The sequence below is a fragment of the Burkholderia sp. FL-7-2-10-S1-D7 genome (assembly GCF_001524185.1).
Taxonomy (GTDB): Bacteria; Pseudomonadota; Gammaproteobacteria; order Burkholderiales; family Burkholderiaceae; genus Burkholderia; species Burkholderia diffusa.
Window position 1 is genome coordinate 57039 of the sequence record NZ_LOWY01000023.1, and the last position, 14023, is coordinate 71061.

The window sequence follows — 14023 nt, forward strand, 5'->3', positions numbered from 1 at the left end:
GCTGACGTAACGCTAGCCGAACGCGCGCGGGCTGTCCACGGCGACGCGGTGCGGGTGCCGCCGGCCGCCGCGTCACGCGTCGGCCGTGTTCGCCTCGGCGTTCGACACGCGATTGCGTCCGCCGGACTTCGCGCGGTACAGCGCCTCGTCGGCCTGCCGCAGCAGCGTCGCGGCGTCGATGCGCCCGCCGGCGGCGGTCGCGGCGCCGATGCTCGCCGTCACGTGCCCGTACGGGCTGCGGCCGTGCGCGATGTCGAGCCCGGCGATCGCGCGGCGGATTCCTTCGGCGACGGTCGCCGCGCCCCGCGCATCGGTGTCCGGCAGCGTGACGACGAATTCCTCGCCGCCGTAGCGCGCGACGTGGTCGCTGTCGCGGCGCAGGCAGCGCGACGCCGATTGCGCGACGCGGCGCAGCACATCGTCGCCGGCGAGGTGGCCGTAGTAGTCGTTGAACGCCTTGAAATGATCGACGTCGACGAACAGCACCGACAGTGGGCGGCCGCTGCGCGACGCGCGCAGCGCTTCCTTCGCGAGCACCGTGTCGAACGTGCCGCGGTTGTCGAGCCCGGTCAGTGAATCGGTGTGCGCGAGCCGGTACAGCTTCGACTCGGCGATCTGCCGGCGCTTGAGTTCGCGCGACAGCGCGAGCGAGCCCCACGCGATGAACACGGTAAACAGGGCCATCAGCACGGCGGTCCAGATCGTGCGATGGCGCCACGACGCGTAGATGTCGATCTCGGCGGGCGCGACGTCGACGACCAGCGGCAGATTCTCGAGATGCTTGTACACATAGATGCGCCGTACGCCGTCGATCGCGCCGACGCCCGTCAACGCGCCTTCGCTGCTGCGCTGCGCCTCGATGAAGAGCGGGGCGTCGTGAAGGTCGAGGCCGACCACGCGCGCATCGAACGGCAGGCGGGACACGAGCGCGCCGTTGTCCTCGACGATCGCCGCGCTGCCGTGCTTGCCGACCGCGAGACCGTCGAGCAGCGCGCGGAAGTAGTCGATGCTGAGCGTGCCGACGACGATCCCGCCGAAGCGGCCATCGGCCAGCGTGATCCGTCGGCTGAGCGCGATCGTCAATGCGCCGCCGCGCAGCCGGGACGCATAGGGCCGGCTGATGAAGAGGCCCTGCGCGAGCCGGTCGCGATGCACGGCGAAGTATTCGCGGTCGGCGAAATTGCCTTGTCGCGGCGGCGATGCGCCCGAATCGATCACGATATTGCCGTGCGGATCCATCACGAAAATGGCGCCGAGATACGCGCCGGTCGCGGCGCGGTCGAACAGCAGCCGGTGACGCTGCTGCGGCGGCAATGCCATCAGTTCCGGATCGGCGAGGCCGTCGACGACGTTTTGCAGCGAAAGATCATACAGTTCGATATTGCGGGAAATATCGCGCTCGATCAGCAGCATCAGGTTGCGCGCATTTTCGACCGCATGGTCGTATGCGTCGTGGCGTGCCTCGATCAAAAGCGACGTCGAGAGTCCCCAGCTGAACAGGAGCAGCATGATGCCCGCGACGAGTACGCCGCGGGGCGACAGAATGCGTGCCACGGCCGACGCGGTGTGACGGCGCGCCGTGGCGAGCGGCGTGTGTGGCTTCATCCTCGGGGGTGGGCGGCGGAAATTTGCGTCGTAGACGATTCCGCGCAGTGATTAATTCGCATTAATCGGCATTATCTCGCGAATCCCTGAATTTCGCCGTGCGATGCAAAACATGCATGCGCCGACGGTGATTCGGAATGATTACACATCATTACCGTGAGCCGGTGTCCAGTTTGATTTGAATCAATTTCGAGTGACCGGTATTTTGTCTGATTATTAGCGGCGTTTGCGGATCGATTTGTCGTTTTAATACAGGATCGGACGATTGCGCGGGAACGATTACGCCTTGCACGGTTCGCCATCGCGGATGACCACTCGCATGGCACGACCTGTCCCCCGCAACCCGCAGCCGTGCCGTCGTCTCGTCGCCCCGCCGTGTCCAACTTGTTGATTCTGCTGCGTCTGCATGCGGCGGCGGGGCGTTCGGCGCTCAGCTGCCCCCGCGGCGAATCAGGTAGAATCCGCGCTTCGCCGCAGGCGCCCGGCGCGCAACGCGTATCGGGGCCGCATCGAAGGCATCGCAGCAGGCGGCGCGCCGCGCCCCGATCCCGCATGCGCCGGCTCCGGATGCCGGCCCGCTCAACGTTCGTCTCGTTTATGTCCGCAATTCCGAATTCCGACCAACCCGGTTCGTCCGCGAACCCACCCAAGCTTCATCGCGCGCTGAAGGCGCGCCATCTGACGATGATCGCCATCGGCGGCTCGATCGGCACGGGCCTGTTCGTCGCGTCCGGCGCGTCGATCTCGCAGGCCGGCCCTGGCGGCGCGATGGTCGCGTACATGCTGATCGGCCTGATGGTCTACTTCCTGATGACGAGCCTCGGCGAAATGGCCGCGTTCATGCCGGTGTCGGGCTCGTTCGCGACCTACGGCGCGAAATACGTCGACGAAGGCTTCGGCTTCGCGCTCGGCTGGAACTACTGGTACAACTGGGCCGTGACGATCGCGGTCGAACTCGTCGCGGCGCAGCTCGTGATGCACTACTGGTTCCCGGACGTGCCCGGCGTCTGGTGGAGTGCCGCGTTCCTCGCCGTGATGTTCCTGCTCAATGCGCTGACCGTGCGCGGCTTCGGGGAAGCCGAATACTGGTTCGCGCTGATCAAGGTCGTCACCGTGGTTGCGTTCATCGGCGTCGGTCTGCTGATGATCTTCGGCATTCTGAAAGGCGCGCCGGGCAACGGCTGGGGCAACCTGACGATCGGCGACGCGCCGTTCGCGGGCGGCCTGCCGGCGCTGATGGGTGTCGCGATGATCGCGGGCTTCTCGTTCCAGGGCACCGAGCTGATCGGCGTCGCGGCCGGCGAATCGGAGAACCCGCGCACGACGATCCCGCGCGCGGTGCGTCAGGTGTTCTGGCGCATCCTGCTGTTCTACGTGCTGGCGATCTTCGTGATCGGCGTGCTGATTCCCTATACCGATCCGAACCTGCTGAAGAGCGACGTGACCGACATCGGCGTGAGTCCGTTTACGCTCGTGTTCCGCCACGCGGGCCTCGCGTTCGCGGCCGGCGTGATGAACGCGGTGATCCTGACGGCCGTGCTGTCGGCCGGCAACTCGGGTATGTACGCGTCGACGCGGATGCTCTACAACCTCGCGACGGAAGGCCGCGCGCCGAAGCTGTTCGCGAAGCTGTCGCCGGGCGGCGTACCGCGCAATGCGCTGTACGCGACGACCGCCGTCGGCGCGCTGTGCTTCTTCACGTCGCTGTACGGCGACAAGACGGTGTACCTGTGGCTGCTGAACACGTCCGGGATGACGGGTTTCATCGCGTGGCTCGGCATCGCGATCAGCCACTACCGGTTCCGCAAGGGCTACGTGAAGCAGGGTTACGCGGTCGACCAGCTGCCGTATCAGTCGAAGTGGTTCCCGTTCGGCCCGCTGTTCGCGTTCGTGCTGTGTCTCGTGATCGCGCTCGGCCAGGACTATCAGGCGTTTCTCGCGAACCGGATCGACTGGGCGGGTGTGGCCGCGACCTACGTCGGCATTCCGCTGTTCCTCGTCGTGTGGCTCGGCTATCGCTTCCTGAACAAGAGCCGCTTCGTGCGTTACGAGGACATGGAGATCGCACCGTGGGTCGCCGCGAACCGCGGCGCGCAGCTGCAGCGCGTGGAGAACCGCGAAACCGCGGGCTGATGCCGGCGCGGCACGTGGCCGCGCGAAGGCGCGACGAAACGGGAAGCCGCACGCTTCCCGTTTTTTTTGTCCGCTTTCCCCTGCACGGGGTCAAAGCCGGTTATATTGCCCGACCCTACCGGGCCACACGGCCCGGCCGGCGCGACGAGCGCGGCGCGGATCGGGCATCCGGCGCGCGCCTCTCGCGGCGGCCGGCGGCGCCCGGCGTTTCCATCGTTCCGCCGTGGCCGGCACGGCCCGCGGAGCGCGCAACCCAGAGGAATCCATGAGTGCATCACCCGCCGAGCGGAAGGCCGGACCCGTTTCCATCGTGCGAATCGAAGCCGCGATCAACGCGTGGCGCGAAGTGTATCCGCCGGCGCCGGACGGCGAGGACGGCTACGCGCTCGACGCCGGCAGCAACTGCCTGGCCGAGCTGTACGGCGCGATGATCTGCTATCGGCTGCCGGACGTGCCGCTCGACTCGTTGAGCGACGCGCAGCGCGATGCGCTGTACGCGACCGAGGCGTGATGCGCGGTCGAGACGCTGCCGCGACGCGGCGTCGATGAAGAAACGGGAAGCCAGGCGGCTTCCCGTTTTGCATTGCGCGGTGCCGCACGCGAGGGCGGCACGACGCTGCTCGCGCCGGTTTCGGCACGGGCTGAGGTATCGTCATGGCATCGGGATCGGGCGATCACGGGACGACCGGTGCGGCACGCGTCTGCGCGGGGCCGAACGAACGTCCGTTGCTGGTCCGGGAGGGATCGAAAAATGGAGTTGAGACACCTCCGCTACTTCGTCGCGGTTGCCGAGGAGCGGAATTTCACGCGTGCGGCCGAGCGCCTGCACATCGCTCAGCCGCCGCTCAGCCGGCAGATCCAGCAGCTCGAGGAGGCGCTCGGCGTGCCGCTGTTTGAGCGCAACGCGCGGCCGCTGAAGCTGACCGACGCGGGGCGGTTCTTCTATTCGCACGCGGTGCAGTTGCTCGCGCAGACGACCGAGCTCGAATCGATGACGAAGCGGGTCGGCAAGATCGAGCGCAGCATGTCGGTCGGGTTCGTCGGTTCGACGCTGTACGGGATGCTGCCGAAGATCATCCGGCGCTTTCGCAGCGAGTATCCGGCCGTCGAGCTGAGCCTGCACGAGATGTCGACGATGGACCAGATCAAGGCGCTGAAGGAAGGGCGCATCGACGTCGGGTTCGGGCGCATCCGTCACGAGGATCCGAGCGTGCGGCGCGTCGTGCTGCGCGAGGAGCGGATGATCGTCGCGCTGCCGGTCGGTCACGTGCTCGACGGCGCGAAGCCCGTGCTGTCGCTGCACGATCTCGTGAACGACACGCTGATCATCTTCCCGAAAGCGCCGCGGCCGAGCTATGCGGACCAGGTGCTCGCCGCCTTTCACGATCGCGCGTTGCAGCCGCGCAAGATCTACGAGACGCGCGAACTGCAGATCGCGCTCGGACTCGTCGCGATGGGCGAGGGCGTGTCGGTCGTGCCGCACAGCGTGTACGGCCTGAAGCGCGACGATATCAGCTACAAGCCGCTCGACGATCCGAACCTCGTGTCGCCGATCATCATGAGCATGCGGATGCTCGACGAATCGGAGGACATCCGCGCGATGCAGGCGCTGATCTACCGGCTGTACGACGAAGCGCAGATGGAGTATCTGCCGCCGCAGCCCGAATGAGCGTGCGGGCGGTGGGGCCTTGCTTGACGCCGCGTGGGTCGCCGGGCCACCATCGTCGGCATTCGATGCGGCCCGCCCGCGTGCGGCCGCCTTCATGCAGACGACGACACACATGACTGAAATCGTGACCGAGGAGACCTGGATCGAGACGCCGCAAGGGCGTCTCTTCGCGAAGCGCTGGCGCGGCGTGCCCGCGCGGGCACCGGCTGCACCTGCGCCGGTCGCACCTACGCCGGTCGCACCTGAGCCGGCCGCACCGATCGTGCTGCTGCACGATTCGCTCGGCTGCGTTGAACTATGGCGCGACTTCCCCGCGCAACTCGCGCGCGCCACCCGGCGCGACGTGATCGCATACGACCGGCTGGGCTTCGGGCGGTCCGATCGTCATCCGGGGCAACTCGGCATGACGTTCGTGCGCGACGAGGCCGATCACGGATTCCATGCGCTGCTCGAGCGGTTCGGCATCGATGCGTTCGTGGCGTTCGGGCACAGCGTCGGCGGCGGCATGGCGGTCGGATGCGCGGCCGCGTATCCGGCGCGTTGCCGAGCACTGGTGACGGTCTCAGCGCAGGCGTTCGTCGAGGATCGCACGCGCGACGGCATTCGCGAGGCGGGGCAGCAGTTCGACGCGCCCGGCCAGCTCGACCGGCTCGCGCGTTATCACGGCGACAAGGCCGAATGGGTGCTGCGTGCGTGGGTCGACACGTGGTTGTCGCCGGCGTTTCGCGACTGGAGTCTCGACGACGAACTGCCGCGCGTGCATTGCGCGACGCTCGCGATTCACGGCGAGCAGGACGAATACGGGTCGGACGTGCATCCGAAACGGATCGCCGCGCGCGTCGCGGGGCCGTCGTCGTTCCTGCTGCTCGACGGATGCGGACACATGCCGCATCGCGAGCGGACCGACGACGTACTCGCGGCCGTGGCGACGTTCCTGCGCGACGCGCTCGCCTGAACGCCGGGCGCGGGCGTGCGATGCAACCGGTGGGCCCGACCCGCCGGTGCTCAGAACGACAGCTGGATTGCGAGGTCGACGGCGAGAATCGCGATCGAGCAGCCGATGCCGAGAACCACGTTTGGCAGCCGGTGTTCGAAGTCGCGATTGTCACGGCGCATCGCGGCACCGAGCAGGAAGACCGCCTCGACGACGATCTGCAGCCCGACGAACAGCAGCATCAGCAGATACTCGTAACCCATCTGCTTGAACGCGGCGAATTGCATCCCGTGATCGCGGATCCATTGGCCGACGCGCAGCAGTTCGTAGACGAACAGCAACGCGGGAAACAGGTAGCTGATGAAATACGTCGGCGCGGTGGCGTGCCGTAGTTCGAGGTGGAAGTGCGGATGCGTGGTAGCCATCGAGAAGCCCTCCTTGCAACGCATGATTGCGGTCGCGACGGCGGCGCGACGACGTGCGGACTAAGGGATTGCCCGAGGCATCGTGCGCGGTCGTACGACACCAGCATACTGCTGCGCGGGAAATTTGGCATCCCGTCCGTGCGATCGTTGTAAAAATCCCTCCGCATCATGCGATGCCTTCAACGGTCGCCGCTCGCGATGCGCGGTGCGTCCGCCGGCTGCGTGTCGCCGGCTGTGCCGGGCACCTGCCGTTCCCGATGGCGTTCCAGATCGCCGGCCAGCGCGCAGGGCGCTCGACGTTCGCTCGACGTTCGCTCGACGTTCGCTCGACGTTCGCGCGAATTGCGTAAGCGCGGTGCACGTTCGATGCGGACGCACCTTCCCGACCGGGCGTCGCCTGCGCGGGCGCTCACGCTTTTGCGTGCGCACCTTCGACGAACAGCCTCGCGACCGACCGGAATTCCCGCTTCAGCGACAACCCCGGCACGGTCAGCCAGCGCAGCATCGCCGCGAGATACAGGTGATGGAACCACGTGGCGAGCTGGTCGGCCGCCAGCGCCGGGTTCAGTTCGCCCGCCTGCTGTCCGGCCGCGATCAGCTGCTGCCACACGCACGCGATGTCGCCGCCGCCATCATCCCCGCTTTCCGCTTGCGCCACGCCGATGCTCAGGAACCGATGCCGCAGGTAGGCGAGCAGATACACCGGATGCTGTTCGCACCATGCGGCCGACGCGTCGAGCACGCAGGCGATCCGCGACGCGAAGGTCTTCCGTCGCGCGACGTCGCGCTGCAGGTGCGCGAGGTCGCGCGCGAGTTCGCCTTCGAGCCAGTGCGCGAGCACGGCCTCCTTCGTCGGAAAGTGGTTGTACAGCGTACGTTTCGCGACATCGGCCTGCGCGGCGATCTGTTCCATCGTCACTGCATCGTAGCCGTGCGCATCGAACAGGCGTGCGCCCGTTTCGGCGAGATGCGCGAGCATCTGGATGCGCTTGCGTGCGCGGCGGCCCGGATCGTCGGTCGTCGTTGGCATGGTTCGGTATCGACTGAAAGTGCACGAATTGCATTAGTATACGACGTGCACTTTTGTGAATCCACTCGCCTGCATCATGCAGGAGGAACCACGCATGAATCTCGTCATCGCCACCTACGGCACCGAAGGCGACACGCGCCCGCTCGCGGCGCTCGGCCGCGCGCTGCTGGATGCCGGCCATGAGGTCCGGTTGCTGGCCGACGTCGCGACGCTCGGTTCGGCCGCCGCGCTCGGCGTGCCTTGCGAGCCGCTGTCCGGCGACATCCGCGCGGCGATCGCGCCGGATGGTGCGTTGTCCGAAGCGGTGCGCGGGCGCGGCGGTTTCAACGACACGTCGAAGGCGCTCGCGGCGATCGCGAATGCGAACACGGCGGCATGGATGCGCGAAGTCGCGGCCGCATCGGCCGGTTGCGATGCCATCCTGGTGTCGGGGCTGGCGTCGTTCGTCGGGCTGTCGGTTGCCGAGTATCGCGGCGTGCCGGCGATCGGTACGGGGATGATCCCGATCACGCCGACCGCGACGTTCGCGTCGCCGTTTCTGCCGCCCGGCAAGGTGCCGCGCTGGCTGAATCGCGCGAGCCACCGGTTCGTGAACGCGCTGCTGTGGCACGCGTTCAGGCGGGCGACCAATGCGGCGCGCGCGAGCGTGTGCGGACTGCCGCCGCGCCGGGCCGTATGGACCGATCATCCGATGCTGTACGGCGTGTCGCCCGCGCTGCTGGCCGGTCCGGCCGACTGGCCGTCGCATGTGCTGGCATGCGGTCAGTGGCGCGTCGACGCGCCGGCGTGGACGCCGCCGCCCGCGCTGTCGCGCTTTCTCGGCGCGGGCGATCCGCCCGTGTACATCGGCTTCGGCAGCATGGCCGGGTTCGACCGGGCCGCGATGGTCGACGCGCTGTTGCAGGCGCTCGACGGCCGGCGCGCGCTGTTCCATCCGGGCTGGAGCGGCATCGATGTGTCGATGCTGCCGGCGCACGTGTGCGTGATTGGCGAGACGCCGCACGACCGGTTGTTTCCGCATGTATCGATGGCAATCCATCACGGCGGATCGGGTACCACGCATTCGGCCGCGCGGGCGGGCATTCCGTCGGTCGTCGTGCCGTTCGCGGGCGATCAGTTCTTCTGGGCGAGCCGGCTGCAACGCGTCGGCGTGGCCGATGCGCCGGTGGCGGGGCGGCGTGTGGACGCCGCGGCGCTTGCACGCGCGATCGCGTTCGCGGCACGAGCCGACACGCAAGCGCGTGCCGCCGAACTCGGTGCGCGGATCGCGCGGGAGGACGGGGTGGGGCTGGCGGTCGGCGCGATCGAGCGCTGGGGGCGCCCCGGCGTGCGCTGAACGCGTCCAGCCTGCGTCAGAAATGCCCGGTGAACCGGTAACGACTTCCCGGATGCCACAGATTGGCCACCGACGCGACCATCCCTTGCGACCATGTGCGCCGATGCAGCAGCAGGCACGGCTCGCGTTCGTCCGTCGTCAGGTGCTTGCGCGTTGCCGCATCGGGCATCGCAGCCTCGATCCGGTATTCGACCCGCTGCAGCGGCGCGACGCGCGTCAGGTACTGGTTCGGCGTCGTCGTCGTGAAGTCCTGCAGCGCGTATTCGGGTGCGCAGGCCGGGTTGACCCAGCGCTCCTCGAGCTGAACGGGCGTGTCGTTCTCGAAGTGCAGCACGCGCGAATGGAAGATCGGGCTGCCGGAGTCGAGCTGCAGCTCATCGGCCAGCTTCGCGTCGGCGACGGCCGCGCCGACCTCCAGCACCTGCGCACGATACGCATGGCCGCGCGCGGCGACTTCATCCGAGATGCTGCGGATCGCGACCAGTGTCGATTCGTATTTCGGCGACGCGACATACGTGCCCGAGCCGCGCGTGCGCGTGAGCACCTGTTCGGCCGTCAGCTCGCGCAGCGCGCGGTTGACCGTCATCCGCGCGACGTTGAATTCGCGCGCGAGCTCGTTCTCCGACGGCACCTGGTCGCCTTCCGCCCACTCGCCCGCATGAATGCGCGCGAGGATGAAGTCCTTGATTTCCTGATAGATCGGTGTGGTCATTGCATTGCTGTTCAAGAGACGGCGGCCGCGTGCCGTCGCAGGCCGGCCTTCGTGCGGTGTTCGGGCGGAGTGTACCGGGTTCGACGCGGCGCGGGCCCGACTGTGGGCCCGGGATTCGGGTTATTCCGGCCTGCATCCGGAGCGCCGATCGGGGCGGGCGCAGCGGCCCGCAGGGGCCGTACGGGCCGCGGCCGCCGCGTCGGCGAGCGCGACAGACGGAAAAGTATAGACAAATGCAGGCGCGACGACGACGTGCCGAAGCTGCACAGAAAGCTGGATTTCACCCGCATGTAATCTTTAGCGAATTGAAATATAAGGAAAATTCGCTCATGGAAACAATCCGCCGACAATTAGAGATAAACACGGATTGCTGGCAGCGACCTGAAAAAGGCAAAGTTGTATGTACAACTTAGAGGGCGCCCGACGGGCGGCTCCAGGTTGGAAGGGTTCGCGGCGGCGACGCCCGACGGGACCCGTGCCCAGTTCGCCTCAGACAGGAACGCCATGAAGAAACTCGCGCTCAGTATTGCCCTTGCCTGCCTCGCGGTCGGTGCCCACGCCAAGGATTGGTCGACGATCCGGTTTGGCGTCGACGCCAGCTACCCGCCGTTCGAATCGAAGGACGCAAGCGGCAAGGTCGTCGGCTTCGACGTCGATCTCGGCAACGAGATCTGCGCACGGCTGAAGGCGAAATGCGTGTGGATCGAGAACGACTTCGACGGGATGATCCCGGCGCTGAAGGCGAAGAAGTTCGACGGCGTGCTGTCGTCGATGTCGATGACGCCGGCGCGCGCCGAGCAGATCGCGTTCTCCGACAAGCTGTTCAACACACCGACGCGCCTGGTCGCGAAGAAAGGCGCGAACCTGCAGCCGACGGCCGAATCGCTGAAGGGCAAGTCGGTCGGCGTCGAGCAGGGCACGATCCAGGAAGCCTACGCGAAGGCCTACTGGGCGCCGAAGGGCGTGCAGGTCGTGCCTTACCAGAACCAGGACGGCGTGTACCAGGACCTGATGTCCGGCCGCCTCGACGCCGCGCTGCAGGACGCGGTGCAGGCCGACCTCGGTTTCCTGAAGACGCCGCGCGGCGCGAACTTCGATTTCGCCGGCAAGGACATCGACGATCCGAAGACGCTCGGCAATGGCGCCGGCATCGGGCTGCGCAAGGACGACGCCGACCTGAAGGCGAAGATCGACGGCGCGATCGCCGACATGATCAAGGACGGCACGTACAAGAAGCTCGAGAAGAAGTACTTCGCATTCGACGTCTACGGCGGCTGACGCCTTCGCGGCGCACGCGGCGCATGCCGCGCTGCGCCGCCGGTCTTTCTGGATACGCTCACATGATCTTCCAAGGATTTGGCCCGCTGTTGTGGGCCGGCACGGTCGAGACCGTGAAGCTCGCGGTGCTGTCGCTCGCCGCGTCGCTCATACTGGGCCTCGCGGGCGCGGGCGCGAAACTGTCGACCAACCGCGTGCTCAGGTCGGTCGGCACGTTCTATACGACGCTGATCCGTGCAGTGCCCGATCTCGTGCTGATGCTGCTGCTGTTCTACGGGATCCAGATCCTGCTGAACGATGCGACCGACCTGCTCGGCTGGGACCAGATCGACATCGATCCGTTCGTGGCCGGCGTCGTGACGCTCGGCTTCATCTACGGCGCGTACTTCACCGAAACGTTTCGCGGCGCGTTCCTCGCGGTGCCGCGCGGCCAGCTCGAAGCCGGCTTCGCATACGGGATGAGCGGCTGGCGCGTGTTCCACCGGATCATGTTCCCGCAAATGATGCGCTTCGCGCTGCCGGGCATCGGCAACAACTGGCAGGTGCTCGTGAAGGCCACCGCGCTCGTGTCGATCATCGGCCTCGCCGATGTCGTGAAGGCGTCGCAGGACGCCGGCAAGAGCACGCTCGACTTCTTCTTCTTCACGCTCGCGGCGGGTGCGATCTACCTCGCGATCACGACGGTGTCGAACGTCGTGCTGCACCACCTCGAGAAGCGTTATTCCGTGGGCGTCCGGAGGCTTGCACTGTGATCGAACTCATCAGCCAGTACTGGCAAAGCTATCTCTACACCGACGGCTACCGCTTCAGCGGCCTGGCGATCACGCTGTGGCTGCTGGTCGTGTCGATCGCGCTCGGCTTCGCGCTGGCCGTGCCGCTCGCGATCGCGCGCGCGTCGTCGAACCGCTGGATTTCCGGCCCGGTGTGGCTCTATACGTACGTGTTCCGCGGCACGCCGCTCTACGTGCAGCTGCTGATGTGCTACACCGGCATCTACAGCCTGCAGGTCGTGCACAACCACGTGCTGCTCGACACGTTCTTCCGCAACGCGATGAACTGCACGCTGCTCGCGTTCGTGTTGAACGAATGCGCGTATGCGACCGAGATCTTCGCGGGCGCGATCAAGGCGACGTCGGCCGGCGAGATCGAGGCCGGGATGGCTTACGGGATGTCGCGCTTCAAGCTCTATACGCGCATCATCCTGCCGTCCGCGCTGCGCCGTTCGCTGCCGAGCTACAGCAACGAAGTGATCCTGATGCTGCACGCGACGACGCTCGCGTTCACCGCGACCGTGCCCGACATCCTGAAGGTCACGCGCGATGTCAACTCCGCCACGTACATGTCGTTCCAGGCCTATGGCATCGCGGCCGTGCTGTACGCCATCGTCGTGTTCGCGCTCATCTGGGCGTTCCGCAAGCTCGAGACGCGCTGGCTCGCGTACCTGTCGCCGCGCGGCCATTAACGCATTCGCAAGATTCGCAAGGAAGGACCAAGCATGTACAAGCTCACCGTTGACAACCTGCACAAGAAATTCGGCGACAACGAGGTGTTGAAGGGCGTGTCGATGAAGGCGAAGGCCGGCGACGTGATCAGCATCATCGGCTCGAGCGGCTCCGGCAAGAGCACGTTCCTGCGCTGCATCAACTTCCTCGAGCAGCCGTGCTCGGGGCAGATCACGATCGGCAGCGAGCCGATCGAGACCACGCGCGACCGCAACGGCTCGCTGCGCGTGGCCGACCAGAAGCAGCTGCAGCGCATGCGCACGAAGCTGTCGATGGTGTTCCAGCACTTCAACCTGTGGGCGCACATGACGGTGCTCGAGAACGTGATCGAGGCGCCGATGGCCGTGCTCGGAATCGGCAAGGAAGAGGCCGTCGCGCGGGCGCGCAAGTATCTGGAGAAGGTCGGCCTCGCGCCGCGCGTCGAAGGCATGTATCCGTCGCACCTGTCGGGCGGACAGCAGCAGCGTGTCGCGATCGCGCGTGCGCTCGCGATGGAACCGGAGGTGATGCTGTTCGACGAGCCCACGTCGGCGCTCGACCCGGAACTCGTCGGCGAAGTGCTGAAGGTGATGCAGAAGCTGGCCGAGGAGGGCCGCACGATGGTCGTCGTCACGCACGAGATGGGCTTCGCGCGCAACGTGTCGAATCACGTGATCTTCCTGCACCAGGGGAAGATCGAGGAAGAGGGCGATCCGCGGGAGATTCTCGTCAATCCGAAGAGCGAGCGGCTCGGGCAGTTCCTGTCGGGGCGGCTCAAGTAAGCGGGCGCTGCTGCGGCCTGGAACGCTAAATGCTTGTCCCGGATGACTCTTTCGATCGAGGAGCACCGCGATGAGCACGCCGACCCCTACCGCGTTTTCCCACGTGAGGCCGCAGGACACCGCGTATCAAGGCGAAGGCCTGCGCGACTTCTTCCTGTATCGCGATCTCGGCATCGCGGCCGCGACGAACGGCAAGGTCGTCGCGCAACTCGTCAGGGCGAATCATGCACCGACGGCGGGCACCGGCTGGCACCGTCACGAGGCCGAGTTCCACATCGTGATCATGCTGAAGGGCTGGGCGCGCTTCATGTACGGCGACCGCGAGACGCTGGTGAACGCCGGCGACTGCGTGCACCAGGCACCGGGAATCGTGCATTACCTGTTCGACTATTCGCCCGACATGGAGTATCTGGAGATCGTCGGGCCGGCCGATTTCAAGTCGATCGACGTCGACGGGCCATGCGAAGTGCCCGCGCCGACGCCATGGGGCGACGCGGGCGCGTAGCCGCCGTCGTTTCGCACGCGAGGCATCCACGTGCCTGTGAAAGACCGCCTTCGGGCTAATGCCGTTCAGTTAAGGTTCTTTCTGAGGAACCGGACAGCGTAACGAGCGGGACGGGACTTGACGGCCCGATCGC

General features: G+C 66.6%; 14 protein-coding genes. 10 read left to right on the forward strand and 4 right to left on the reverse strand.

Features of this window, described 5'->3' with window-relative positions; all coding sequences use genetic code 11:
• Nucleotides 1-72 precede the first annotated feature (72 nt).
• A complete protein-coding gene (locus WS75_RS12080) occupies nucleotides 73-1605 on the reverse strand; it encodes a GGDEF domain-containing protein (protein WP_059680676.1) in 1533 nt (510 codons plus the stop codon).
• Nucleotides 1606-2202: 597 nt separating this feature from the next.
• Here WS75_RS12080 and WS75_RS12085 point away from each other — a divergent pair.
• The 4 genes from WS75_RS12085 (at nucleotide 2203) to WS75_RS12100 (ending at nucleotide 6362) form a co-directional block, all read left to right on the forward strand.
• Complete coding sequence (locus WS75_RS12085; RefSeq protein ID WP_059680677.1) at nucleotides 2203-3738, forward strand: amino acid permease; 1536 nt, start codon at nucleotides 2203-2205, stop codon at nucleotides 3736-3738.
• 265 nt (nucleotides 3739-4003) lie between these two features.
• Entirely contained in the window at nucleotides 4004-4249 is a 246-nt protein-coding gene (locus WS75_RS12090) for a DUF3717 domain-containing protein (RefSeq protein WP_006761486.1), read from the forward strand.
• Nucleotides 4250-4489: 240 nt separating this feature from the next.
• Nucleotides 4490-5407 (forward strand): LysR family transcriptional regulator, encoded by a 918-nt coding sequence (locus WS75_RS12095; protein ID WP_059601436.1) that lies wholly within the window; start codon nucleotides 4490-4492, stop codon nucleotides 5405-5407.
• A gap of 112 nt (nucleotides 5408-5519) precedes the next feature.
• Nucleotides 5520-6362, forward strand: a complete 843-nt coding sequence (locus WS75_RS12100; protein ID WP_059680691.1) for an alpha/beta fold hydrolase — start codon at nucleotides 5520-5522, stop codon at nucleotides 6360-6362.
• Nucleotides 6363-6412: 50 nt separating this feature from the next.
• Here WS75_RS12100 and WS75_RS12105 read toward each other — a convergent pair whose 3' ends face one another.
• Together WS75_RS12105 and WS75_RS12110 are read right to left on the reverse strand one after the other, a co-directional pair.
• On the reverse strand, nucleotides 6413-6766 hold the full coding sequence (locus WS75_RS12105) for a hypothetical protein (protein ID WP_059680678.1): 354 nt from the start codon (nucleotides 6764-6766) through the stop codon (nucleotides 6413-6415).
• Between the two features lie 409 nt (nucleotides 6767-7175).
• A complete protein-coding gene (locus WS75_RS12110) occupies nucleotides 7176-7796 on the reverse strand; it encodes a TetR/AcrR family transcriptional regulator (RefSeq protein ID WP_059680679.1) in 621 nt (206 codons plus the stop codon).
• A gap of 94 nt (nucleotides 7797-7890) precedes the next feature.
• Here WS75_RS12110 and WS75_RS12115 point away from each other — a divergent pair, with 94 nt between their 5' ends.
• Nucleotides 7891-9132, forward strand: a complete 1242-nt coding sequence (locus WS75_RS12115; protein WP_059680680.1) for a glycosyltransferase — start codon at nucleotides 7891-7893, stop codon at nucleotides 9130-9132.
• A 16-nt stretch (nucleotides 9133-9148) separates the two neighbouring features.
• Here WS75_RS12115 and hutC read toward each other — a convergent pair whose 3' ends face one another.
• Complete coding sequence (gene hutC, locus WS75_RS12120) at nucleotides 9149-9844, reverse strand: histidine utilization repressor (protein ID WP_059680681.1); 696 nt, start codon at nucleotides 9842-9844, stop codon at nucleotides 9149-9151.
• Between the two features lie 504 nt (nucleotides 9845-10348).
• Between hutC and WS75_RS12125 the strand changes: the two genes are divergently transcribed.
• The 5 genes from WS75_RS12125 to WS75_RS12145 all read left to right on the forward strand — a co-directional run bounded on the left by WS75_RS12125 (nucleotide 10349) and on the right by WS75_RS12145 (nucleotide 13890).
• Nucleotides 10349-11122 (forward strand): ABC transporter substrate-binding protein, encoded by a 774-nt coding sequence (locus WS75_RS12125; RefSeq protein ID WP_059680682.1) that lies wholly within the window; start codon nucleotides 10349-10351, stop codon nucleotides 11120-11122.
• A 62-nt stretch (nucleotides 11123-11184) separates the two neighbouring features.
• Nucleotides 11185-11874: an ABC transporter permease gene (locus WS75_RS12130; RefSeq protein ID WP_059601448.1), complete on the forward strand. Its 690-nt coding sequence runs from the start codon at nucleotides 11185-11187 to the stop codon at nucleotides 11872-11874.
• Entirely contained in the window at nucleotides 11871-12584 is a 714-nt protein-coding gene (locus tag WS75_RS12135; RefSeq protein WP_059601450.1) for an ABC transporter permease, read from the forward strand. The genes WS75_RS12130 and WS75_RS12135 overlap by 4 nt, the downstream gene beginning before the upstream one ends.
• Nucleotides 12585-12617: 33 nt before the next feature.
• On the forward strand, nucleotides 12618-13385 hold the full coding sequence (locus tag WS75_RS12140; RefSeq protein ID WP_059511632.1) for an ABC transporter ATP-binding protein: 768 nt from the start codon (nucleotides 12618-12620) through the stop codon (nucleotides 13383-13385).
• Nucleotides 13386-13455: 70 nt separating this feature from the next.
• Nucleotides 13456-13890, forward strand: coding sequence for a cupin domain-containing protein (locus tag WS75_RS12145; protein WP_059680683.1), 435 nt, complete (start codon nucleotides 13456-13458; stop codon nucleotides 13888-13890).
• Nucleotides 13891-14023 lie beyond the last annotated feature (133 nt).